The sequence below is a fragment of the Stackebrandtia soli genome (assembly GCF_965137155.1).
GTDB classification, from domain to species: domain Bacteria; phylum Actinomycetota; class Actinomycetes; order Mycobacteriales; family Micromonosporaceae; genus Stackebrandtia; species Stackebrandtia soli.
Genome location: NZ_CBCRZX010000010.1, coordinates 94,021 through 116,599, shown reverse-complemented (window position 1 = coordinate 116,599; position 22,579 = coordinate 94,021). Strand labels below are relative to the sequence as shown.

Annotated in this window: 19 protein-coding genes; 6 read left to right on the top strand and 13 right to left on the bottom strand. The window is 66.7% G+C overall.

Going from position 1 to position 22,579, the window contains the following annotated elements:
- The first annotated feature begins 9 nt into the window (after nucleotides 1-9).
- The gene (locus ACM9NP_RS09005; RefSeq protein ID WP_415646160.1) at nucleotides 10-1,752 is read left to right on the top strand and encodes a tetratricopeptide repeat protein; all 1,743 of its coding nucleotides are present in this window, start codon (nucleotides 10-12) and stop codon (nucleotides 1,750-1,752) included.
- A 106-nt stretch (nucleotides 1,753-1,858) separates the two neighbouring features.
- On the opposite strand, the gene ACM9NP_RS09000 is transcribed toward ACM9NP_RS09005, so the two are convergent.
- Nucleotides 1,859-2,746, bottom strand: coding sequence for an alpha/beta fold hydrolase (locus ACM9NP_RS09000; protein WP_415646159.1), 888 nt, complete (start codon nucleotides 2,744-2,746; stop codon nucleotides 1,859-1,861).
- Nucleotides 2,747-2,827: 81 nt separating this feature from the next.
- Between ACM9NP_RS09000 and ACM9NP_RS08995 the strand changes: the two genes are divergently transcribed.
- A complete protein-coding gene (locus ACM9NP_RS08995) occupies nucleotides 2,828-3,505 on the top strand; it encodes a TetR/AcrR family transcriptional regulator (protein ID WP_415646158.1) in 678 nt (225 codons plus the stop codon).
- Nucleotides 3,506-3,562: 57 nt separating this feature from the next.
- Here the strand turns inward: ACM9NP_RS08995 and ACM9NP_RS08990 are convergent, their stop codons facing one another.
- Both ACM9NP_RS08990 and ACM9NP_RS08985 read right to left on the bottom strand, forming a co-directional pair.
- A complete protein-coding gene (locus ACM9NP_RS08990) occupies nucleotides 3,563-5,041 on the bottom strand; it encodes an Hsp70 family protein (RefSeq protein ID WP_415646157.1) in 1,479 nt (492 codons plus the stop codon).
- Nucleotides 5,042-5,190: 149 nt separating this feature from the next.
- Nucleotides 5,191-5,811, bottom strand: a complete 621-nt coding sequence (locus ACM9NP_RS08985; RefSeq protein WP_415646156.1) for a TetR/AcrR family transcriptional regulator — start codon at nucleotides 5,809-5,811, stop codon at nucleotides 5,191-5,193.
- Nucleotides 5,812-5,848: 37 nt separating this feature from the next.
- On the opposite strand from ACM9NP_RS08985, the gene ACM9NP_RS08980 reads away from it, so the two are divergent.
- The 3 genes from ACM9NP_RS08980 to ACM9NP_RS08970 all read left to right on the top strand — a co-directional run bounded on the left by ACM9NP_RS08980 (nucleotide 5,849) and on the right by ACM9NP_RS08970 (nucleotide 8,838).
- Entirely contained in the window at nucleotides 5,849-6,598 is a 750-nt protein-coding gene (locus ACM9NP_RS08980; RefSeq protein WP_415646155.1) for a hypothetical protein, read from the top strand.
- 34 nt (nucleotides 6,599-6,632) lie between these two features.
- On the top strand, nucleotides 6,633-7,550 hold the full coding sequence (locus ACM9NP_RS08975) for an aminoglycoside phosphotransferase family protein (protein WP_415646154.1): 918 nt from the start codon (nucleotides 6,633-6,635) through the stop codon (nucleotides 7,548-7,550).
- 913 nt (nucleotides 7,551-8,463) lie between these two features.
- Complete coding sequence (locus ACM9NP_RS08970) at nucleotides 8,464-8,838, top strand: helix-turn-helix domain-containing protein (protein ID WP_415646153.1); 375 nt, start codon at nucleotides 8,464-8,466, stop codon at nucleotides 8,836-8,838.
- 8 nt (nucleotides 8,839-8,846) lie between these two features.
- Here ACM9NP_RS08970 and ACM9NP_RS08965 read toward each other — a convergent pair whose 3' ends face one another.
- The 3 genes from ACM9NP_RS08965 to ACM9NP_RS08955 all read right to left on the bottom strand — a co-directional run bounded on the left by ACM9NP_RS08965 (nucleotide 8,847) and on the right by ACM9NP_RS08955 (nucleotide 10,920).
- Complete coding sequence (locus ACM9NP_RS08965; protein ID WP_415646152.1) at nucleotides 8,847-9,434, bottom strand: ClpP family protease; 588 nt, start codon at nucleotides 9,432-9,434, stop codon at nucleotides 8,847-8,849.
- A gap of 2 nt (nucleotides 9,435-9,436) precedes the next feature.
- A complete protein-coding gene (locus tag ACM9NP_RS08960) occupies nucleotides 9,437-10,057 on the bottom strand; it encodes a ClpP family protease (RefSeq protein ID WP_415646151.1) in 621 nt (206 codons plus the stop codon).
- Between the two features lie 455 nt (nucleotides 10,058-10,512).
- Nucleotides 10,513-10,920, bottom strand: coding sequence for a pyrophosphohydrolase domain-containing protein (locus ACM9NP_RS08955; RefSeq protein WP_415646150.1), 408 nt, complete (start codon nucleotides 10,918-10,920; stop codon nucleotides 10,513-10,515).
- A 269-nt stretch (nucleotides 10,921-11,189) separates the two neighbouring features.
- On the opposite strand from ACM9NP_RS08955, the gene bla reads away from it, so the two are divergent.
- Nucleotides 11,190-12,125, top strand: coding sequence for a class A beta-lactamase (gene bla / locus ACM9NP_RS08950; RefSeq protein WP_415646149.1), 936 nt, complete (start codon nucleotides 11,190-11,192; stop codon nucleotides 12,123-12,125).
- Between the two features lie 132 nt (nucleotides 12,126-12,257).
- On the opposite strand, the gene ACM9NP_RS08945 is transcribed toward bla, so the two are convergent.
- From ACM9NP_RS08945 to ACM9NP_RS08915, 7 genes are all read right to left on the bottom strand, one after another.
- Complete coding sequence (locus ACM9NP_RS08945; protein WP_415646148.1) at nucleotides 12,258-13,865, bottom strand: alpha-amylase family glycosyl hydrolase; 1,608 nt, start codon at nucleotides 13,863-13,865, stop codon at nucleotides 12,258-12,260.
- Between the two features lie 68 nt (nucleotides 13,866-13,933).
- Nucleotides 13,934-15,154: a LacI family DNA-binding transcriptional regulator gene (locus tag ACM9NP_RS08940; protein WP_415646147.1), complete on the bottom strand. Its 1,221-nt coding sequence runs from the start codon at nucleotides 15,152-15,154 to the stop codon at nucleotides 13,934-13,936.
- A gap of 103 nt (nucleotides 15,155-15,257) precedes the next feature.
- Nucleotides 15,258-17,111: a GH39 family glycosyl hydrolase gene (locus tag ACM9NP_RS08935; protein ID WP_415646146.1), complete on the bottom strand. Its 1,854-nt coding sequence runs from the start codon at nucleotides 17,109-17,111 to the stop codon at nucleotides 15,258-15,260.
- A 189-nt stretch (nucleotides 17,112-17,300) separates the two neighbouring features.
- Entirely contained in the window at nucleotides 17,301-18,875 is a 1,575-nt protein-coding gene (locus ACM9NP_RS08930) for a glucoamylase family protein (protein WP_415646145.1), read from the bottom strand.
- A gap of 24 nt (nucleotides 18,876-18,899) precedes the next feature.
- Entirely contained in the window at nucleotides 18,900-19,778 is an 879-nt protein-coding gene (locus ACM9NP_RS08925) for a carbohydrate ABC transporter permease (RefSeq protein WP_415646144.1), read from the bottom strand.
- A 10-nt stretch (nucleotides 19,779-19,788) separates the two neighbouring features.
- Nucleotides 19,789-20,667, bottom strand: coding sequence for a carbohydrate ABC transporter permease (locus tag ACM9NP_RS08920; RefSeq protein WP_415646143.1), 879 nt, complete (start codon nucleotides 20,665-20,667; stop codon nucleotides 19,789-19,791).
- 46 nt (nucleotides 20,668-20,713) lie between these two features.
- Complete coding sequence (locus ACM9NP_RS08915) at nucleotides 20,714-21,973, bottom strand: sugar ABC transporter substrate-binding protein (RefSeq protein ID WP_415646142.1); 1,260 nt, start codon at nucleotides 21,971-21,973, stop codon at nucleotides 20,714-20,716.
- Nucleotides 21,974-22,579 lie beyond the last annotated feature (606 nt).

The following is a 22,579-nucleotide window of genomic DNA, read 5'->3' as shown; positions in this document are numbered from 1 at the left end:
CATGTCTCAATGACTGCCGAGAGCGAACTCCGATCCGAAGTGTCCTATCGAAAGGCGGCCAACGAGGGCGATGTGGACGCCATGCGCGACCTCGGCGACCTCCTGCTGGAAGCCGGTGAACTGTCCGAAGCCGAGGCCTGGCTGAACCAGGCGGCCCTGGCCGGCCACAGCGGCGCGATGTTCTCACTGGGTTCTCTGTGCTACGACGACGATCCCGAGCGGGGCGTCGAATGGTGGCGGCGGGCGGCCGAACTCGGACACGAACTCGCACTGCGCAACATGGGGATCATCGCCGAGCAGGACGGCGACGCGGTCGGGGCGGAGTCGTGGCTCCGCAAGGCCGCTGAGGCCGGGCACGGCAGGGCCATGTTCGAGTACGGCTTCGACAGGCACGACGCGGGCGATGTCGAGCAGGCGATCCAGTGGTGGCGCAAGGCGGCGGAAGCCGGTGTCCCACAAGCGATTCACAACCTCGGAATTCTCGCCGAGCAGAGCGGCGACCTGGTCGAGGCCGAAGTCTGGTACCGCAGGCTGGCCGAGGCGGGTGACGCCGACATGATGTGTCGACTGGGGAACCTCCACATGGACCGCGACGATCCCGACGGGGCCGAGGCGTGGTGGCGCGAGGCGGCACAGGCCGGTGATCCCGACGCCATGTCCAATCTGGGCCTGATGTGCCAGACGCGTCAAGACTTCCGAGGGGCTCAGGGCTGGTATCGATCGGCCGCCGAACTCGGCCAGCTGTCGGCGATGCACCACCTCGGCGGGCTCGCGAAAGCCGACGGCCAGTCGCTCTCGGCGCGCTTGTGGTGGCGCAAGGCGGTCGAGGACGGTCTGGAGGAGGCCGAGGAGCGATTGGCCGAGCTCGACGCGGAGCCGCCCATCGTCGAACCGGACCTCGCTGTCGGTACCCCGGACGCGGCGATCCTCGCGGTCGGCCTGGACGCCGAGGAGCGCGGGGACCACACCGAGGCCGAACGGCACTACCGGTCGATCGCCGATGCCGGTGTGCCACTGGGCATGCAGTTTCTCGCCAACCTGCTGAAAGGTCGGGGGAGGATCGACGAGGCGGAAGCCTGGTACCGCAAGGCCGCCGAGGCGGGCGAACCCAAGGCCCAGCACAGTCTTGGCGTGCTGTCGTACGAGCGCGGCGATCTGGCCGCGGCCGAGAATCTGTTCCATCTGGCGGCGACCGCCGGTGACACCTCCGCGATGTACAACCTCGGGCACATCCACGCCAATGTCCATGACGACAAGGACGCGGCATTGGAGTGGTGGAGGAGGGCCGCCGAGGCACGCGATCCGCATGTCCTGCATAGCCTCGGCGTGTTGCTGATGCACGAGGGCAGTGAGGTGGAGGCCGAGCTGTGGTTCCGGGAGGCCGCGTCCCTGGGCGAACCGAACGCGATGTATCACCTGGGTCTGATCGCCATGCGACGAGACGATATGGACGACGCGACGCTGTGGTACGGCCGAGCCGCCGAAGGCGGTCGGGTCGACGCCGCCAACAATCTGGCCGTCATCCACCACCAGTCCGACGAGCCGGAGAGGGCAGAACCGTGGTATCTCAAGGCGATCGAGTTGGGCGACCAAAGGGACTCCAAGGCCATGTTCAACCTCGGCGTCTTGTACGAGGCGCAGGGGAGGCTGGACGAGGCGGAGAAGCTGTGGTCCGAGGCCGTCGAGGTCGACGGCAACCCGGGAGCCGCGAAGGCGTTGATCTCGATGCGGAGGGAGAAGGGCGAGGACTGAGTCCCGCCTCCGCCATCCCGGATTCGCTCGTGTCGTTCGGCGACGAGGCGTCCGACGGGACCGCCCGTGTCAACGCCGTTCGACACGGGCGGTCGTCCATTGAGGTCTACGTCACCGCGTCGGCGGTGGCGCGGATCTCGTCGGCGTAGACGGTCCACAGGGCTCTCGGCAGGTCGTGCCCGAGCCCCGGAAACGTGCGGAGTCGCGCTCCGGTGATGGCGTTCGCCAGGTCGCGCGCGGCGACGGTCCGGAGCAGTTGGTCGGCCTCGCCGTGGAGCACCGTCGCGGGGAGTCGCAGGCTCGCCAGGCGTCCGCCGCTCCACGTCGCGCCGAGCTGGCGTCCCATCGTGGAGGGATCGCGGATGGGAGACTTCGCGTCCTTTTCGATGCGCGACAGGGCTTCCGCTTCGTCGAAGGGGTAGCCCGGCGAGGCCAGTGCCCGGGAGACGGCGAGCCCGAGCGCCATGTCACCTTCGCGGGTCGCGGGAAAGCGCAACCGCGCCATCCGCGCGACGAAGCCGAAACGTATGTACCGCGCCAGTTTTCGGCGTCCGGCGTCGCTGGGGACGGCGCCGGAGCTCGTCAGCGACCGGACTCGGGCGGGATGGCGCATCGCGATGCGCTGGACGTTCAGGCCGCCCATCGAGTGTCCGAACAGGTGCGCCGACTCCCACCCGACCGCGTTCATGACCGCCATCGCGTCATCCGTCATGTCCTCGGCCGTGTAAGCCGGAGGTCGCTTGCGGAACAGGGAGCTGACGGGGCGAGCCTTGGTGTTCGGGAAGTGCGTCGATTGTCCGGAGTCGCGGTTGTCGAAGGACACGATGTGGAAGCCGCGCCCGATCAGCTCGTCCAGGAATCCTCGCGGCCACCAGAACCGGGTCACCCCGGCACCCATGACCAGCAGCAGCGGCTCACCTCCGGAGCCGCCGAGATCGTCGTATGCGAGGTCGACGTCGCCGTTGTGCGCGTAGCGGGTCGGCGTGGTTGTCATGACTCCTCCGGGGGGTTTGCGAACACTGTTCTCGAACTATAGCTTTCGGGTACGGTGTTCGCAAACAGTTTGGGAGGCGACATGACTGACGACACGGTGCCGATCTGGCTGCGCCCCGAACGCTCCGGGACAGGCCGCCCCGCCGAACGAAGCCGCGCCGAGATCACTGCCGCCGCGGTCGTCGTCGCGGACCGAGGCGGGCTGAGCGCGGTGTCCATGCGCAACGTCGCGGTCGAGCTCGGCACCGGTGCCGCGTCTCTGTATCGCTATGTCGCCAGCAGGGAGGACCTGCTCGACCTGATGATCGACGCGACGGCGGCGGAGTACCGGCTCGAAGAACCGACGGGGAATTACGTCCACGACCTGGTGTCCATCGCCGAGCAGGCGTACGCGATCATGACGCGCCACGTGTGGCTGCCCGAACTCGTGGTGACCCGCCCCACCTTGGGTCCCAACGGGATCGCCCTCCTGGAGCATGTCTTGGACGTCCTCGCGGACCATCTCGTTGACGGCCCCGCGAAGCTGGAGATCTTCGCGCTCATGAACGCGACCGTCGCCACCTTCGCGCGCAACGCCCTCGCCGAGTCAGGCGGGACCGGTTCGGCTCAGGCGGCCTACCTGGCCCACGTGGCGGCGGACGGGCGACATCCCCGTATCTCGGCGTTGATGTCCACAATGCCTAAACTTGCGGGCGATGTGGACGTTCGTCGACGCGCGGCCTTGACGGCGATGCTGACCGGTCTGCTCGAACGCCGCTGACGCCGACGATCGACCACGGAACCTAGTGACGAAGCGGCCCTTCACAACGGCGGCGGCTCACTTCTTCGGGTCCCTCAAGGACGCGAAGAAGATGATCAACGAAACGAGCATGACGGTGCCGAAGACGTTGGCGATCGGGTTCTCGAAGGCCTCGGACGTACCGGCGGTTCCGGCGATGAACGGAGAGGCCAAGACACCCGAACATCCCGATGCCATGAACAGAAGGGAGATCACGAACAACCTCCGCTTCGAGGTCTGTTCCGGTCGTTTGCCGACACGCTCTGCGGTTTCGCTTCGTCCTGGTGTCGCGTTGGGCGGTTTCCTCGTTCCGCCCGGAGAACGGACGACCGGATCGATGTGGTCGATCTCCTCGGACCGCGGGCGATCACGTCGCGATGGTGTCTCGTCGATCTCGGGGCCCGAGCCACCGGCCGGTTCACCGGTTGGCCGGGCCGTCACACCGTGGTGGTCGGCGGGGGCGACCAACAGGCTGCCCTCCGCGACCACCAGCTCCGGTTGGTCCAAGACGGTCGGCGCGATGCCGGTGGCGCGATGCAGGACGGTGGCGACGAGTGGCACTCGACTGGCTCCACCGACGAGGAACACGCCCGCGATCTGTTCCCGGGGCACGGCCGAGCGCGCGACGACTTGGTTGGTCAACTGAGTGGTTCGTTCGAGAAGGGGTCCGGCGGCCACCTCGAACTCCTCGCGGCCGATGGGCAGCGCCCGCTCAAGGATCGGCACGTGCACCATCACGCTCGAGCGCCGAGACAGGGACTCCTTCGCCTCTCTCGCCGCAGTCCACAATGCCGCCCGATGGCGTAGATCGCCGGCCTCGCCGGTCGACAATCGTCGCCAGGTCTCGGGATCATTGTCGGCTATCGCGGCCCGGATCACGCCGACGACGACCGCGTCCAGGTCGAGGCCGCCGACATCGTCCAGCCCGCCCACCGCCAAGGTCTCCAGGCCGGTGGTGCCGCGTCGTACGACCGCCGCGTCGCAGGTGCCCGCGCCCAGGTCGTACACCACCACACTGCTACCCGGGGGAACTCGCTGAACATCGAGCGATGCGAAGTAGGCGGCCGCCGCCTCCGGTTCGGGAACCAGGGTGAGTTCGGATATCCCCGCGCGAGTGGCGGCCTCCGACAGGACACCGGAACGGAGGCTTCCCCACTCCGCCGGATGCGTCAGCGTCGCGGAACTCAGCCGTTCCCCGGCCACGCGCTCGGCTTCGCGGAGCACGGTTCTCAGCGTGGCTTGGATCAGTGTGGACACCGGTAGTACGAAACCGCCGAGCGCGATCTCGCCGTCTCCGATGCGAAGCTTCGGGTTCGGCTCGGCGGATCCGGGATCGACACGAGCCGCTCGTACCGCGTCGGTTCCGGTGAGGAGTTGATCGGCGCGTTCGGTGTAGACCATGGACGGCAGCAGCGGCGAACCGTCGAACAGCAACGGTCTGCGGCGCCCGTCCGGCGATACCAGCATCGCCACGGTATTCGACGTTCCATAGTCGATTCCGAGTCGGAATCCAGTCATGGTGGAACATTACGGCACCGGAGGACGCGGGGCCAGAGCGCGAATCCGAAGTGGACATGTCGAGGTCGTGTCCATCCTGCCTTTCCGATGTGGTCCCTACGCCGTGGTCGCGCGAGGCGGCGGTCTTGGCGTTCGGCTCGTAGGCGGCGTCAGGGGAGCAAGAGCTCCCGGGCGGTGGCCTCGGCCCACCAACGCTCGATCCGGTCGGGTTTCCATGCTCGTTCGGTGGTCAGCGTGTTGTAGACGTCGATATTGCACAGGGCCGCGTACACGTCGACGGATGCGGCGACGCCCGACCGGAGGACGGCGGTCGGCCAAGCGGAGAACACCTGAGCGCGGACCTCGTCGGCCCGTCGTCGGCCGTCCTGATAGACCTCGGCCAGATCCGGTTCGGTGCGGCCCGCATCGCGCAGCAGGGTGATGAGGTCTCCGGCGCGCTCGAACAGCCTCCGGTCGTAGGCCGTCATGGCGGCGAGTTGGAGCCGGGGATCGTCATGGGCCGCTTCGAGTTCGGCGAGTTGCTCGGGTAGGTCGGCCGACAGGTCCGCCGCGTCGGCGAGCGCCAGCGCGAGGCCCGTCTTGTTTCCATACGCCGCGTAGACGGTGGGCACGGAAACCTCGGCCTCCCGTGCCACATCGCGCACCGTCGTCGCCGCCCAACCGCGCTCGACGAACAGTCGACGCGCGGCGTGCGCGATCTCCGACCGGGTTTCCTGCGCCTTGGCCTTGCGACGCAGCGAGTCGTACTGGCGTCGATCCGCCGAGTCCATGACTTCCCTTTCATTTGCTGTGGAATATATTGAATATATGCATAGTAAACTCAAACTGCGCGGTAGCCCGACGACCTTCTCTCAAGTCGGCGGTCTCTCCGGCATCGGCTTCGCCCTCGTCATTCTCCTGGCCAACCACCTCATCTTCGTCCCCGCCGGACTGCCCAACACCGGTGCGGGCCTCGGCGAAGTGACCGCGTTCTTCGACGCCGAAGCCGATGCGGTCGCGCTGGGTTCGGCGTTCATTCCCGCAGCCTGGGTGTTGGCCACGGTCTTCGGGGCGAGCGCGGTCGCCGCGGCGCGTCGGTCCGAACACGACCGAGGCGAGGCCTGGGCACTGATCGGTTTCGGTGGGATCCTCCTGCAGAACGTCAACGTCGCCGCCGTCAGCGCGATCCGGCTAGCCCTTTCGCGAACCGGCGTCGACGAGGGCACCGCCGGGCTATGGGCCCTTCATGACGCGCTGTTCGGTCTCAATGGGACCTTCCTGGCGCTCGCGCTCGTCGGTTTGTCGGTCGCAGGGACACGCGCGAGGCTCCTCCGGCCCTGGCAGGCCGTCCTGGGCTACGTAGCCGCGGCGCTCCAGTTCGCCTCGGCCACCCTCACGCCGTGGGTCGTCGAGTACGGGGGAGTCTTCGGCCTGATAGGACTCAGCGGTTGGCTGATCTGGGTTGCCTGGCTCATCCTCTACGGGGTGGCGCTCCTCAGGGCGGCTCCCGAACAGCCGCTGGGTCGGCCCGTTGTCGAGCGCTCGTCGCGGGACCGGGCTCACGGAAAAGTCCGTTGAACGACGGCGGTCAGACGGGGCAGAATCCGCTGGTATGGCGGAAGTTCAGAAGTTGCACGACGAAGAGGTCGACATCGACGTGTCGTTGGCGACGCGCCTCGTCGCCACTCAGTTTCCACGATGGTCCGACCGATCGATCAGCGTCGTCGCGGAGTCCGGCACGGACAATGTGACGTTTCGGCTCGGAACTGACCTGGCGGTGCGTCTGCCGCGCACCGCTTGGGCTGAGGGGCAGGTGGAGAAGGATCGTGCCTGGCTGCCCCGTCTCGCCCCGCAGCTGCCGCTGGCGGTTCCGGAACCCGTGGAGATCGGGACACCGGGCGAGGGCTATCCGTTCAGTTGGGGTGTGTATCGATGGCTCCCCGGGGAGACGTTGCGGTTGGATCGCCTGGACGACCCCAATCGGGCCGCCGCGGACCTCGCCGGGTTCGTTCGCCGCCTGCGTGCCATCGACGCGACCGGTGGCCCCGTGCCGCCCGATGACCCGTTCAAGCGCGGTACCCCATTGGCCCCGCGCGACGCCATGTTCCGGGAGGCGCTTGACGAGCTCCGGGACGAGTTCGACGTCGAACTCGTGCTCGCGGCGTGGGAGGCGTCCTTGGCGGCCGCGCCGTGGCAGGGGCCTCCGGCATGGATTCACGGCGATCTGATGACAGGGAACATCTTGACGGTGGACGGCCGGTTGTCGGCGGTCATCGACTTCGCGACCTTGGCCGCCGCCGACCCCGCCGGTGACCTGTTGGCGGCGTGGTACGTCTTCGACGGCGAGTCGCGGCGGGTGTTCCGTGCCGAAGCGGATGTCGACGACGATATGTGGGCTCGCGCGCGCGGTTGGGCTCTGTCGTTGCCGTTGATAGCGATTCCGTACTACCGGAGACGGAACCCGGGTGCGATCAGCAGTGCGCCGCAGGTGATCGCCGAGACGCTCGCCGACTTCGTCGCGGAGAGCTAGCTGCCGGCGGCTACTTTTGCCTGGTGTCACGCGGGTTTCGAGGCTTCGGAACGGTCGCTTCTCCGTCTCTCTCGCCCGATTCTGCGTGCCGCGTGCCACCTAGAGGGCACGGCATGACCGAGATGGGAAGGGCGTATTCGCACCTGCTGATGTCTATTGCCTCGGCTCTGGAAACGGCCAAGCCGGATGAACGGCTGCGCGGACTGTTCGCGCAGATCTCCCCGCTATTGGAATCCAAAGCGGACAGAACCGAAGCGCTCCTCGACGAACAGGAGATGACCACGGCCGAGGCGGTCGAAGGCTTCCATCGGATCGCGCGTGGGGAGTCATGGACGTCGACGCCGTGCACTACAGCTGACCTGCTTCGCGCTCTTCGAGTCCGAGGACTAGGACGTCGCCACGCACGTGCGATCGGAAGGCGCGTGGTTGGCGGTGACCTGGCTGCACCTGCACTCGGGACGAAGTCTGTGCACTGTGGATGACTCCAACGACCCCGGTCTGGAGATGCCCCCGACATCACCGCCTGCGCTCGACATCTGACCTGGGGCCGGCCATGACCTTCCTTTCCGGACGAAACCCAGAAAGCGCGGAGACCTCGGTTCCGCATCGAAACCACATTGGTCCCATATGGAATGTGTCAGGGTCGATCCGGTCGTTCAGCGGGTGCCCGGTTTCGAGCCGTGCCCTGGCGATGGAGACTGCTGCTGTACGGCGGTCACGACATCGGACGACGTCAATCCGCCGACTGATCCGCCCAGCACGCCGACGAGGACGGTCGACTCCGACCGACCCGGGAACGGGTTACTACGCTGCTGGCGAAAGTGCTTTCCGGCTCGCGCGCCCACCGGTATAGATGTCAGGAAGCACGCGAGGTCCGGTCAGCGGATCAGCGGTAACCAGGAAGGGACGTGGGATGTCGGAGCTGTCCCCGGCCGGGCCCCCCAATCGTCGGCGGCAGGCCAAACCGCTGCTGCGGACCGTGCTCGGCAACGTTCTGCGCCGCGCCAGGCTGGCCCAGCGCCGGACGCTGGCCGACGTGGCACGGGAGGCCCGAGTGTCGATGGCCTACCTTTCCGAGCTGGAGCGCGGCCGTAAGGAGGCGTCCTCGGAGGTGTTGACGGCCATTTGCGACGCGCTGCGCATCGAACTGTCCGATCTGCTGGCCGCCATCGGGCGCGACCTGGCAGACGATCGCGCCCGGCGGGCGACTGTGGTGCAGGTGACGGCGTTCCGCGGCGATCGGGTGCAGCGCAGCGGTTCCGGCGACGTGTACTGCATGGCCGCCTAGTTCGTTCGTCAACGATTGGTGACGATCCGGTCGGCGAGGCCGTACTCGACGGCTTCGCCGGCCCTGAAAGTCTTGTCGCGGTCGGTGTCGGCCTTGATCTTGGCGATCGGATGGCCGGTGTGCCGGCTGAGGATCTCGTCCATCTCGGCCCGAACCCTGGCCACCTCCTTGGCCTGGACGGCCAGGTCGGGCAGGGTGCCGCGAGCCTGACTGGACGGCTGGTGCAGTGTGACTCTCGCGTGTCGCAACACGGAGCGTTTGCCCGGGGCACCGGCGGCCAGAAGTACCGCCGCCACGCCCGCCGCCTGCCCCATGCAGATGGTGGCGACTTTGGGCCGGATGAACTGCATGGTGTCGTAGATGGCGGTCAGGGCGCTGAACGAGCCGCCCGGCGAATTGATGTAGAGGCCGATCTCCTGGTCGGCGCTCGCCGATTCCAAGTGGATCAGCTGGGCCATCACGACATTGGCGACCCCGTCGTCGATCTCCGTGCCCAGGAAGATGATCCGGTCGGCCAGCAACCGGGAGTAGATGTCGAAGGCGCGTTCGCCGGTCGACGTCCGCTCGATCACGGTGGGGATCGTGTACTGGCTCATGGTCAGATCCCCACTCGCTGGTTGACGGCCGCGGGACGGACGTCGTCCAGCCGTTCGAGGATGTGGTCGACGAAGCCGTACTCACGGGCTTCGGTGGCACTGAACCAACGGTCCCGCAGACTGTCGGCCTCGACCTTCTCCACCGACTGTCCAGTGTGCTCGGCGATCAGCGTGGTCATCAGAGTTCCGGTGCGTTGCAGTTGTTCGGCGTAGATCTCCACGTCGGCGGCGGTCCCGCCGAACCCGGCCGAGCCCTGATGCAGCAGGACCTGCGCGTGCGGCAGCATGAACCGCTTGCCGGGGGTACCGGCGCTCAGCAAGAACTGGCCCATGCTCGCCGCCAAACCCATGGCCAGCGTGCTGACGTCGTTGGGTATCAACCGCATCGTGTCGTAGATGGCCAGTCCGGCGCTCACCGAACCGCCGGGCGAGTTGATGTACAGGCTGATGTCGCTGCGTGGGTCCTCCGCCGACAGCAGCAGGAACTGGGCGCACAATCGGTTGGCCACCGCGTCTTCGACTTCGGTGCCCAGAACGATGATGCGCTGCTGGAGCAGTCGGGCGGCCAACTGGTCGTCGAGCGACCCGCCACCGGGGGCGACTGAGGCGACGGCTGTCTGCATGATCTCTTCCTTCAGCTCGGATCCGATGCCGCGATCCGGCACCACGACCAACAATGACGGCGTCCCGGCTGAGCAGCCAAGACAATCTGCTGACAGCAGAGCCATCACCTGCGGGCGCGGCTTCAGATCGACGTCGGCGGTCGGCCGGCGCCCTCGGGACGTCGCATGGTCCGAACAGGAATGCCGTCGACCGCCCGGCGGATCAGGTGATCACTTCGGACTCCCGGTCTCGAAGCCGATACCGCACACGGCTTACCCGGCGGTCGTTCCCCCACAGCCGTTCGCGCCGGTGGGAGTCGGCGATCAGATGGACGGGTGACGTGAACGCGGGCTGCGGAGCCCGAACTTAATCCACATCAGACGGAATGATTGTCGGCTGTCCATATGGCTCAGGAGGACTGAACCGTGTTGTGGAGTGTCCGGGCGTCCGTTCGGAACCGGGGAGGGGCGACACGTCAAGCGTCGGGTGTGTTCCCGATCTGCTGTCGCAGAACCGCGACGACGTCCGCCGGTCGGAAGAGGTCGCTCTTGACGACCTTGCCGTCATCGCGCCGAACCGCTTTGCCTTCGGCGTCCAGTTTGCTCATATTGGCGCGATGTACTTCGGCCAGGACCGCGTCCAGGTCGATGCCATGCGCCAGAGCCATTCCATAGGCCGCGTAGACCACGTCGGCCAACTCGTGGGCGACGTCGGCGAGCGAGCCGGAGCCGACCGCCTCCGAGACCTCCGCGATCTCCTCGTCGAGCACGCGCAGACACAGTGCGGCGATGCCGTCCGGTGGATGGGTCGGAGTGGACTCTCGGTGGATGCCGAAGGCTTCATGGAACTCGGCGAGGTACCCGGCTGGTGAATCGGCTGTCATCGCGCCAGGCTATTGCCAGACCCGTGAACCGGCTCGGCCGGAGACGCGCCGATCCGACAGTTCAGCGTCGGTTCCGAGACGCTACCCCAAGCCGTCGCGGAGCAACGGCCTGTTCGCCGCGTGCCGTTCTGGGCCCCGATCTCGCGACCGATGTCGGCTGTTGTGACGTCGATCGAGTGCCGGAAATCGCGATGACTGGTCGCTTATGGAAATAGGCTCGGCACATCACCGGTGCCTGTCGGCCCGCTGATCGACCACGGAGGCAGGACATGGCAAAGTCGTTCACTCGTCGGGCGCTGCTTGGCGCCACGGCGCTCGGGCTGGCCGCGACCGCAGGTGTCGCCGCCGGCGCCACCGCGGAGGACCGTTCCAGGACCGAAGGCGTCTCCGGCGATCGTTCCGGGCAACCTGAGGCGATGGCGCCACAACGGGATCAAAGGATGCTGGAACTGGAGGAGGGTTACGACGCCCGGCTGGGGGTGTACGCGTTCAACACCGGCACCGGAGCCGTCCTGGCGCACCGTCCCGACGAACGCTTCGCGTTCTGCTCGGTGTTCAAGGCCCTGGTCACGGCAGCCGTCCTACACCACAACCCGATGTCGCGTCTGGACGAGTTGATTCGCTACACAGAGGACGACCTGATGGCCAGCTCCTTCGTGACGCGCGAGCACGTCGACACGGGGATGACGATCGGCCAACTGTCCGACGCCGCCGTGCGATTCAGCGACGGCACCGCGGGCAATCTCCTCCTGAAGGACCTCGGCGGGCCGGACAGGCTCACCGATTACACACGCCTGCTGGGTGATCGGGTGACCCGAATGGACCGCTACGAACCCGACATAGTCACCGCGATCCCCGGCGATCCTCGGGACACCAGTTCGCCACTGTCACTGGCCAAGGACCTGGACACGCTCGTGCTCGGCCGGGCGCTGTCGAGGGGGAAACGCGCCTTCCTGCGCGACCTCCTTGAGCGCAACACCACCGGTTCGGCTCGCGTCAAGGCCGCCCTTCCTCCGAGGTGGAGGATCGGCAACAAGACCGGCACCGGCGACTACGGCACGCTCAACGACATCGCCGTGGTGTGGCCGCCCGACGCCGCTCCGCTGGTCCTGGCGATCATGTCCAGCAAGGAGACCCACGACGCCGAGGGCGTCGAGACGGTCATCGCCGAGGCCGCCGAGCACGTCTTCGCCACGATCGCGTGACCCCGCAGGGTCCGGCGGTCATCGCCGAACTTTCGCCGGGACGGTGGCTGGTTCCCGCTGCGCCGGTGACCTGCATCGAATCGAGATCGGCCCTGCCGGAAACCCGGCAGGTCCGATCTGGCCGTCAGGTCGTCACGGGTCGACCAAACGCCAGATGCCGTATCCGAAGCCGTCCAGCCGGGCTTGACCTTCCTGCCATAGCGCGCCCTTGGTGATGACCGGCTCGACAGGTTCGTACCCGGGCACCGCCGCGGTGGCCGGGGTTCGGCGAGGGTTGACCGCGACGATGAAACGCTGATCGCCCTTACCTCGAAGGAACACCAGCGGATAGGCCCGGGTACGACCCGCCAGGACCGTCACGTCGCCCGCCGGACCCAACGCGGGATTGTCCCGGCGAAGCGCGATCAGTTGCCTCACCAGGTGAAGCAGCGAATCGGAATCGTCGCGTTGCGCCGAAACCGTCGGCGCCCCGGCGGCCGGGTCGATCGGCAGGTACAGCCGATCGGCCGGCGCGGAGGAGAACCCGGCGCCCGGCCCGGTATTCCACTGCATCGGTGTCCGCGAACCGGCACGATTGTAGGTGTCCCCGAGGGAACTGCCCTCCTTTGCCGGAAGCCCGGGCACGTAACGCATTCCGATCTCGTCGCCGTAGTAGATCGCCGGAACCGTTGGCCAGGTGAGTATGACGACCATGGCCGGCCGGAGTTGCTCACCGTTTCGGTCGCCACACGAGAGCCGTGGGAAGTCGTGATTGGAGGTGGGCAGGCAGATCAGACCGCCCGGCTTCATCGCCGCCGTCGCCGACTCCCACGCGTCGAGGAACTCAACGGCCGAGCCCATCCCCTCGGCGTCGAAGAAGCACGGGCCCGGCGGCCAGTCGGGTACCTGGACGCCCGCTCCATTGTCCATCAGGGAACGAAATGCCCGGCCCACGAAATGCAGAAAGAAGTCGAGGTGGAATCCGGCATTGACGGCGGCCGCCGGATCACCCCACTCTGACAACAGCACGGCGTCGGGATGATCGCGATCCAACCACGCGCGAAGTTCGGTCCACAACCTGGCGGTTTCCGTGCCGTCGGCGTCGTCCTTGACCAGCGAAGCCGCCATGTCGACCCGAAAGCCGTCGGCGCCACGGTCGAGCCAGAACGCCATGATCTCGCGTAGAGCCGCACGGTTGGCGGTAGGCCCGGGGTCGTCAGGGGACTGGCGCCACGGTTCGTCGGGATCCGTTCGGGCGTAACCGAAGTTGAGGGCCGGCTGGCTGGTGAAGAAGTTCGGCAGGTAGCAGCCGTCGCGGCCACCCGGTGACGGGTGAAATCCCGGCGGCCGGTTCGCACGGCCGGAGGTCCAGATGTACCGGTCGGCGTGGACACCGTCGTCGCGCGCCGCGGAGTCGGCGAACCAGGCGTGACGGTCGGAGGTGTGCCCGGCGACCAGGTCCAGCAACACCCGCATCCCGCGCTGGTGCGCCGCGTCGATCAGTGCGACGAGGTCGTCGTTGTCGCCGTAGCGTTCCGCCACCCGAAGGAAGTCGGCGACGTCGTAGCCGGCGTCGGTGAACGGCGAGGCGAAGCACGGGTTCAACCAGATCGTGGTGATACCAAGCCATTCCAGGTGATCCAGTCGTTGGAGGATGCCGGCGAGATCGCCGACTCCGTCGCCGTTTCCGTCGGCGAAGCTTTGTGGGTAGACCTGATAGATCACCGAGTCGATGAGCCACTGTGGTGGTGAGCCTGCCATGGGCACCTCGCGGGGGTGGTGGGAGAACGGGAGGATCGGTTGGCGCTGAACCTTCGATCTCTATCTACTCAGGCCGATGAGTCGGGTTGACAGCCGCAGCTCTCCCGTATGACGACTTCGGTGGCGATGAGTTCGTCGGTCACCTCACGCGAGGCGATACGTTCGAACAACAGCCGGGCCGCCGCCGCGCCCAGCTCTCGAACCGGCTGTCGCACCGTCGTGAGCCGTGGCGCGAGGTGACCGGCGATGTCGATGTCGTCCCAGCCGGTGACGGCGAGGTCGGTGGGAACGTTGATCCCCAGTTCGGCGGCCGCGAGATACACACCCGAGGCGAGCTCGTCGTTGGCGCACACGAGGGCGTCCACATCCTCGTTCTCGAGCAACTCCAGCGCGGCCCGGTAGCCGTTCTCGAGTTCGAACCCGCCACAGGGCACCGGTTCGGTCGGCGCCGGAAGGTCCTCGGCCACATGGGCCGCGACGAAACCCGCCCAGCGCTGCCGCACATCGGGAGTGAGATCGAGATCGCCCAGGAACCGTAGTTTCCGCAGACCGTGACCGAAAAGGTGCCGGGTGAGCGCGATCGCGGTGTTGGTGTTCTCGGAATGCACGGCGGCGACGCCTGGCAGGGCCGGCCGTGCCAACATGATCACCGACACGTCGGCGGCGACGTCCTCGACCGTCGAATCGGGGATGGTCTGATCCATGATGACGACGCCGTCGATCCGGGTGGACAGGTCCCGGACCAGTTGTTCGGATGCGCTGCGGCCGTGAGTGGCCAGCACCATCACCGCGCTGCCGCGGTGCACCACCTCGGACTCGAAACCGGCGATGACCCCGGCGTAATACGGGCCGGTCAGGTCGGGGAACACGATGGCCACCGCACCATGCGCCTCGCCGGCGAGCGCCTGGGCCGCGCGACTCGGCCACCAGTTCAGTTCTTCGGCGGCCGTCAGGACGCGCTGTCTGGTCGAGGCGGTCACCCTCGGGTCGTCGCGCAGCGCGCGTGAGACCGTGGCGATGGAGACGCCGGCGCGTTCGGCCACCTGATACACGGTGGGCCGTCGCCGCGGTGACACGCCGGGACGTCGCCGTGCGGCCTCCTCGTCGTGTCCGGACAGCTCTTCGGCGGCCGTCAGGACGCGCTGTCTGGTCGAGGGCGCCACCTTCGGATCGTCGCGCAGCGCGCGTGAGACCGTGGCGATGGAGACGCCGGCGCGTTCGGCCACCTGGTACACGGTGGGCCGTTGCCGCGGTCGTTCTCGCGCGGCCTGCTCATCATGTCCGGTCACGCCGCACCCCGTCGAAATCGGTTTACCCACAGGCTACTGGTTGCCCGCGGCTGGTCGAGCCGCGAAACGTGGTGGCGGGTGCCGACGNACCCGCCACCTGCGTTCATTCGACCGGTGTCAACTCCAGAAGCGAGATTCCCGGCATGGGAAGTGAGAAGTCGTCGGTGACGACTCCGGAGGTGGCGTCGATGACCCGTTCGGGTTCGTAGGCGTCGAAATTGTTCGCCTCGTGCAGTCGAGACCACTGCGTCTCACTCGGCCAGTCGCCGCCGCCGTGACTGTCCCAGATCGCGCGAATGTTGGAGTGCTCGTGGTCGATTCGTCGGTGTGACACGCGGTATGCCCGGCCCGAAAGCCCGGCGATCTCCACGCGCACGTGCCGAGCCAGCTCGTCGGATCCGTCGCCTTTGGACTGATCGAGGGTCCCGTTCCACACCAGCACGGCGACCCGGCCGTCGTCGTGACGCGCGCTCCAGGCCTCGACCAGCGAACCGGCGCCGTCACCGGCAAGCAGCGTGGGCAGTTCGTGGTCACCGAGGCGGCTCAGGGCGCGCAGCGCCCAGTACCGTGGCTTGCGGAGATTTCCGACGGTGAGCAGGCCGAAGCCCCCGTGGAACAACCGGGGCGGGCGTCCGAGTTCCTCAAAGTGGTCGGAAGCGACCCAGTACGCGAGTGCCTCGATGCGTCCGGCCGCTGAACGCATGCCGCGCAACAGGAATGCCGCGGAGAACGGGCTGTCGCTGATGTGGTTGAAGTGGGTCGGGGTGACGCCCCACTCAGTCCATAGTAGCTCTAGGTCGGGGCGGTCGTACCGTTCGCAAAGCGGGCGAAAGTCCAGTGGCGGACTGCCATAGGTGTGTGTGGACAGGAAGTCGATGGGTGCGCCGGTCCGGGCGGTGTGCGCGAGGAGTTCACCGTTCCAGGCGGCGGCGGCCGACCCTGGTCCACCGACCTTCAAACCCGCGTCGACGGCCTTGACCGCGCGGGCGGTCACCTCGTACAGGCGCAGGTACTCGTCGAGACTGCCCGACCAGAAGACGTCGAGATTGGCTTCGTTCCATACCTCGAAGGCCCACTGACGCACCTCCTCCACGCCGTAACGATCGACGAGGTTCGTGACGAGATTGCTGATCAGTTGGGACCAACGATCCCAATCCTTTGGGGGAGAGATGATCGCGCGGTAGGCGAACACGGTCTTGGATGGATCGCGGGCCAGATCGGCCGGCATGAAGGACAGTTCGACGATGGGACGCAGTCCCAGCTCAAGCACTCGGTCGTAGATCTCGTAGACGCGGGTGAAGTCGTGTACCGGCCGCCCGTCGACCTCTCGGTAGACGCCGACGTCGTCGTTGAGGATCGCGTGAGCGCGCACGGTTCTCACGCCCAGGTCCCGACGAGTGACCGTCAGGGCCTCGGACAGTTCGGCGCCGATCGGCCGTCCACCGGTGGTCTCGGTGGACAGCAGGTGGCTGAGATGTTCGGCGCCGATCATCGCCGACCACGGGCGAGCCAGGCTGCCGGTGTCGGCGGCGGCGTCGACGCTCACCTGGACTCGCGCCTCACCGTCGCGCTGCGACGCGGCCGAGACGACTTCGCCGAGTGGCCCGACGGCGTCGATGTCGGACAGCGCGGCCACCGCGTAGAAATAGGTACGGCCCACGGTGCCGGTCGTATCGGCGTATGGCGGGTGAGGGACCGCCAGGACGTCCCCGCTCTTGTGATCGACCGGCACGAAGGGGCCGTCGGGGCCGTCGGCGCGGTGCACGAGGTAGCCGATCGCGCCGGGCACAGGGTTCCAGTCAAGCGTGACCTGGCCTCGACCCGCGTCGCAGCGCAGGTTTGCCGGTGCCGGGAGAACCACCTTTTCCGCTGTGGACTCATTGCGCCGTACCCCGATGCGGGCGTCCCAGTCGGTCCTGGCGTCATGGCCGGTTTCGGCGAGATGATCATTGGTCATCCGAGTATTCCCTTTCGGTCGTGCCGGAGGTTTGAGGGTCACCGCCGTGGCGGTGACCGGTCTGGGGCGGCGCGGGCGTCGGCATCACGGCTTCCCCGCGCTGTGGCCCCGTCGAGGATCAGAGGTCCCGTCATCTCAGGCGGTGCGAGGCGCGCGCCGCAGCCGAACTGCTGGGTAACGGGACAACCTCTACTGGTCGGCCGGAATGTTGAACTCCTCGATCCCGATGGCGTGTCGCAGTCGGTGTTCGGTGCGGTCATCGCAGAAGTTGGAGCGGATCACGTCGTCTCCCAGCAGATTGCCGAGTGCGCCCAGGATCATTCCCTGGTCGAGTGCCAGATAGCGCCGGGCGACGGTCGCCGAACGGACGGCGACCGCGTCATAGAACCCGCCGGTGCCGTAGATGTCGAAGTCGGCGCGCAGCCTCGTCAACTGCTCCATCGCTTCCATTGGTGCGTAAGGCAAGGCGAGGAACACCGCATGGGGCGTGACCACGCCGTCGCCGTAGTGGTCGGGCTCGGGCTGCGGCTCACGGTCCGGACACCCGGCGAAGCCGTAGTCGACGGTCGTGCGTTCCTTGTCGCTGGTGTATCCGGCGGAGTCGAGGCCCATCGGGTCCACTCCGTACTCACGGTATGTGCCGTGCGGATCCGAAGCCGGCGAGAAACCCCAGTGGCCGTAGCCGGCTTCGGCGAGCCCGTGCTCGATCTGGCCTCGCACGAACGCCGGGTGGTTGCGGCCCCAGCTGTTGGGCCCCCAGGTCGCCTCCGGGACGAACAGGTCGGGCATGAGCGCCTCGAACATCGACCCGCCCCAGCTCGGAACGAACCGCAGGCCGCGGTACTGGTAGGCGCCTTCAAACACCTCGATGCCCAGGTAGTTCTGGAAATCGCCGACCGGCTTCATTTCCTGCCAGGACCAGTCACAGTTGTCGGCGAAGGTGCGTGCGGGGGCGAAGTAGTGTTCGACCGGTACCTGGCCGAGCGCGATCGCGACGTAGCCGATGATGCGAGTCTCGCTGTTGTGGGTTCCATAGTGGTGGCCGGTGAACCACACGTCGGGGCCGCTGCCGACGTAGTTGTCCAGGACTCCGCCGCCGGGTGGCTCTTCGGGCCAGAAACCGCCCCGGAACTGGCCCGCGCCGAAGTCTTCTCCCAGCGCGTCGGGGTTGTAGTAGAACGCGAAGTTCATGTCCTTGCGGACCGCGTTGGCGCGTCGGCGCAGCGACGGGTCGTCGTTGCCGACCACCATCAGCGCCGCCGCGAGCCAGCCGTTATCCACACTGGACAAGAATGGGTAGATCGGGGATCCGTCCTCTGGCCAGGTGGTGAGCATGTCGCCGGTGGCCGGGTCGTACCAGTTGTAGAACATTCCGGAGTAGGGGTGCCGCTGTAGGGACGCCAGCGTGTCGAGCACCTTGCCGATTCTCTCGCGTGCGGCCTGGCGGGAGATGAACCCGAGCTTTCGCGCCACGATCGCCGACCACAGGTAGCAGCCGATATTGGTGGGAGAGGTATAGGCGGAGCGGCTGTCCTCGCCGAGGTCGCCGTCGATGTTGTCGGCGGGTAGGCCGGTGGTCGGGTCGGCGAGGGCCTCCATCGAACGCCAGGTGTCGGCGGCGTACCGGACGAGTTCGCGGCGTTGCGAGTCGGTGAACGCCGTCACGTCATAGGGGACGGTGCCGGCGGCCCGAGCGGGTGAACCGGGTAGCACGAGCGCCGCCGACGTCCCGGCCGCCAGCGCGAGGATGGATCGTCGTTTCATTGTCGAACCTCCATTGGGTCGGTGTTACTTCAATCCGGTGGTGGCGATGCCACGCACGAAATGGCGTTGCAGGATCGCGAAGACGATGAGGACGGGCAGCACCACGACGACCGAGCCGGCCAGAAGCAGGCCGTAGTCGGTGTCGTTTTGGCCGACGCTGTACAGCGCCAGCGCGACCGGAAGGGTGTATTTGTCCTCAGTGGTCGCTACGACGAGCGGCCACAGGAAGTTGTTCCAGGAGCCGAGGAAGGTCAAGATGCCGAGCGTGGCCAGCGCCGGCCGACACAAGGGCAAAACGATGCGCGTGAAGATGCGCAGCTCGCCGGCGCCGTCGATGCGCGCCGATTCGATGAGTTCGTCGGGAATGGAGAAGATGAACTGGCGCATGAAGAACACGCCGAACGCTCCCGCCAGGAATGGCACGACCAGACCCGCGTAGGTGTTGGTCATCTCCAGCCTGCTCACCAGCACGAACAACGGCACGAAGGTGACCATCCCGGGGACCATGACCGTGCCGACGACCAGACCGAACAGGGTTCCTCTGCCGGGGAACCGCAACTTGGACAGCGCGTACCCGGCCGCCGAGCACAACACCAGGTTGCCCACGGTGACCAGAAGCGCCACCAGGGCGGAGTTGGTGAAATAGGTGGGAAAGTCCATTTTGTCGAACAGTCGGACGAAGTTGTCCCAGGTGACGTTCCGGGGCCACCAGGTGGCCGGCACCTCGAGGATTTCGGCTTCGCTCTTCACCGACGACAGCAGCATCCACAGGAACGGCCCGGCCATGACCACCAGTCCGGCGCCCAGCACGAGGTGCAGCACCGTCTTGGCAATCCGGTCCCGGCGGCGCGGTCCGCCGGGCTTGCGTTCGCTCGGCTGCCGCGCCGTGCTGGGGGTGCTCATCGGCGTCTCCTCACTTGTCATCGCTGCGCAGCAGTCGGAACCAGACGAGCGACAAGGCCACAATCGACACGAAGAGCACGTAACTCATCGCCGAGGCGTAGCCGTAGTTGCCGAATCCGAACTGGTTGTAGATGTGGTACGAGATGGACAGTGTCGAGTCCAGCGGTTCGCCCTGGGTCATCACGAACGGCTCCTCGAAGAACTGCAGGTAGCCGATGGTGGTGATCACCGCGGCGAACAGCATCGTCGGTCGTAGCATCGGCAGCGTGACGTAGCGGAACTGGTTCCACCTGCTGGCGCCGTCCAGTCTGGCCGCTTCATACAGGCTTTGCGGAATCGCCTGCAGACCGGCCAAGAAGATCACCATCAAGAACCCGAGGTTGCGCCAGGTCGACATGACGATGAGGGAGGGCAGCGCGAACGTGGTGTCGTCCAGCCAGTGCGGTCCACTCACGCCGATCAGCGCGAGCAGGTTGTTGACCAGGCCGGTCTCGGGTTGCAGCAGAAACCGCCACACCACCGAGATCGCCACGATGCTGGTCACCACCGGCAGGTAATAACCGACCCGAAACAGTCCGCGGAACTTCGTCAGACCGGAGCTGAGTCCAATTGCGACGGCCAGTCCGGCCATCATGGTCAGTGGTACTCCCGCCAACACGAAGATCGCGGTGTTGCCGGCGGCTTTGACGAACCGGTGATCGGTCAGCAGCTTGGCGTACTGGTCGAAGACCACGAAGTCCACGGCCAGCGGGTTTCTGATGTCGGCGCTGCTCAGATCGGTGAAGCTCATCGCCAGCGACGCCAGCACCGGCCCGGCCATGAACACGGCGAACAGCACGGTGAACGGAGTGGCGAAGCCCCAGCCGACGACGGCCTTGCGAAGTCGCATTCTCCGGCGTCCTCGCCGATCGGCCGCGCCATGCACCTCGGTCACGTCAGCCACCCGTGCCAATCGAGGTGGCTTCCTCCTGGATCGCGTCGGCGGCCTCCTTGGCGGTGATGTCGGTCTTGGTGAGCTTCTCCACCTGGCCGTCGAAAGCGGCGGCGACCTGTTCCCAGGTGGCGATCGTGGGCGGAGCCTTGGCGTCGTCGAGCTGTTCGCCGAACGCCGCCAGCTGCGGGTCGGATGCCAGGGCCTTGTCATCCCAGGCCGCGGTCACCGAAGGCAGCGCCGCCACGGTCTTGTACCACTCGACCTGCACGTCCGGTTGGGACGCGTATTGGATGAACTTCCAGGCGCCGTCACGGTTCTTGGCGTCCTTGAAGACCGCGAGGTCGCTGCCGCCGATGAAGGACGTCCTCGATTCCTTGCTGGGCATGGGCCACAGCGCGTACTCGCCGGTGGCGCCTTGATCATCGAGGATGCCCATGTGCCAGGGCCCCGAGACGAACGCGCCGATCTCGCCCTTGATGAAGTCCGGTTCCAGGGAGCCGTCCGGCAGGTCGGTGGGGGACAGGCCGTCGGTGAAGTACGAGTTGTAGTAGTCGAGCGCCTCGATGGTTTGCGGACTGTTGAAGGCGAAGTTGTCGCCGTCCATGACCTCTCCACCGTTCTGCCATACGAACGGCAGGGCCGTCTGCCATGAACCGGTGCCTCCAGGCTGGAGCGAAATGCCCCACTCGGCATCGCCCTTGTCCTGCATGGCGGTGATGCCGGACTTGAGGTCGTCCCAGGTCTTGGGGGAGGAGGACACTCCGGCTTTGGCGGCTACGTCTTTGTTGACGTAGATCATCCGGGTCTCGACGTACCAGGGGACCCCGTACGAGGTGCCGTCGACGACCGTGGTGTCCCAGGCGCCGTCGAAGAAGTGGTCGGGCGCTACCAGGCCCTCGGGTGTGGGGTCCAGTCCGCCGGTGCGGGCGAACTCGCCCATCCAGGTGGTGCCGACCACGGTCAGGTCCGGTGTTTCGCCGGCGGCGATGGCGTTGGCGATCTTGTCGTGCGCGCCGTCCCACGGGATGGGCGTCACCGTGACCTTGGCATCGGGGTTCTCGGACATGAAGTCGTCGGCGAGTTCGGACAGCTTCTCGCCCTCGGCGCCCATTGCCCAGATGGTGATGTCGCCGGTGGCTTTGCCTTCGCTGATCGGCTTTCCGGGGCCATCGGCCGAGTCGTCCTCGCCGCGACCACAGCCGGCCAGCAGCAGTGACGCGGCCAGACCACATGCGATGGTCGGCCGTATCCATTCCCTCATCGGGTTACCTCCACAAAGATCAGCGCCACACCGGGGAGTCATCGACCCAAGATCGTGATCAATGGATGTATGTAAGCGCTTTGATTCATGGAAGATAGTGGTCCGCGACACACCTTGTCAATAGGTGTCGCCGATAAACCTGGCGGCTTAGTGGTGGTTACGGCACGCGAACTCGTTGGCCTGGGGCGGATCGCGCCGACGGTCCGCCATTCGCCATTGTGGATCTTGCGCGCCCCTCTGGATCATGGCGTCGTGGCGGGAACGGGTCTCCGCGGGAGTCGCCGCGCACTCGGTCGCGCCCGATGATTCGTTCAATGAACCCGATGAGATGTGGTCCTATATGGAAAATCGCTCGGGCGGAAGAGATGCCTCCCGGAAGCGGTGAGGCGCAAGTCGGTGAGTCTGCCGACGCGGGGGCAGCTGAACCACGTCGGAAAGGCGGACGCGCGGCAACTTCGGCGGTCAGGTCAAGGGCTTCATGTGGTGGCCGGGATGTCGGATTCCCTGCCATGTCACGGTGTTCAGTGGGGTAGCCGCCAGGGGATCAGGTCAAGGGGTCGGCAGATGGTCACCTTTATGGACGACCCCGAGTGCGGGGCGCTCACT

Coding starts and splice junctions, on each gene's coding strand:
- ACM9NP_RS08980 (WP_415646155.1), top strand. CDS start 5,849: ATGCATAGTAAACTCAAACTGCGCGGTAGCCCGACGACCTTCTCTCAA.
- ACM9NP_RS08915 (WP_415646142.1), bottom strand. CDS start 21,973: ATGAGGGAATGGATACGGCCGACCATCGCATGTGGTCTGGCCGCGTCA.
- bla (WP_415646149.1), top strand. CDS start 11,190: ATGGCAAAGTCGTTCACTCGTCGGGCGCTGCTTGGCGCCACGGCGCTC.
- ACM9NP_RS09000 (WP_415646159.1), bottom strand. CDS start 2,746: ATGACAACCACGCCGACCCGCTACGCGCACAACGGCGACGTCGACCTC.
- ACM9NP_RS08985 (WP_415646156.1), bottom strand. CDS start 5,811: ATGGACTCGGCGGATCGACGCCAGTACGACTCGCTGCGTCGCAAGGCC.
- ACM9NP_RS08960 (WP_415646151.1), bottom strand. CDS start 10,057: ATGCAGACAGCCGTCGCCTCAGTCGCCCCCGGTGGCGGGTCGCTCGAC.
- ACM9NP_RS08930 (WP_415646145.1), bottom strand. CDS start 18,875: ATGAAACGACGATCCATCCTCGCGCTGGCGGCCGGGACGTCGGCGGCG.
- ACM9NP_RS09005 (WP_415646160.1), top strand. CDS start 10: ATGACTGCCGAGAGCGAACTCCGATCCGAAGTGTCCTATCGAAAGGCG.
- ACM9NP_RS08995 (WP_415646158.1), top strand. CDS start 2,828: ATGACTGACGACACGGTGCCGATCTGGCTGCGCCCCGAACGCTCCGGG.
- ACM9NP_RS08935 (WP_415646146.1), bottom strand. CDS start 17,111: ATGACCAATGATCATCTCGCCGAAACCGGCCATGACGCCAGGACCGAC.
- ACM9NP_RS08975 (WP_415646154.1), top strand. CDS start 6,633: ATGGCGGAAGTTCAGAAGTTGCACGACGAAGAGGTCGACATCGACGTG.
- ACM9NP_RS08920 (WP_415646143.1), bottom strand. CDS start 20,667: ATGCGACTTCGCAAGGCCGTCGTCGGCTGGGGCTTCGCCACTCCGTTC.
- ACM9NP_RS08945 (WP_415646148.1), bottom strand. CDS start 13,865: ATGGCAGGCTCACCACCACAGTGGCTCATCGACTCGGTGATCTATCAG.
- ACM9NP_RS08955 (WP_415646150.1), bottom strand. CDS start 10,920: ATGACAGCCGATTCACCAGCCGGGTACCTCGCCGAGTTCCATGAAGCC.
- ACM9NP_RS08925 (WP_415646144.1), bottom strand. CDS start 19,778: ATGAGCACCCCCAGCACGGCGCGGCAGCCGAGCGAACGCAAGCCCGGC.
- ACM9NP_RS08965 (WP_415646152.1), bottom strand. CDS start 9,434: ATGAGCCAGTACACGATCCCCACCGTGATCGAGCGGACGTCGACCGGC.
- ACM9NP_RS08990 (WP_415646157.1), bottom strand. CDS start 5,041: ATGACTGGATTCCGACTCGGAATCGACTATGGAACGTCGAATACCGTG.
- ACM9NP_RS08970 (WP_415646153.1), top strand. CDS start 8,464: ATGTCGGAGCTGTCCCCGGCCGGGCCCCCCAATCGTCGGCGGCAGGCC.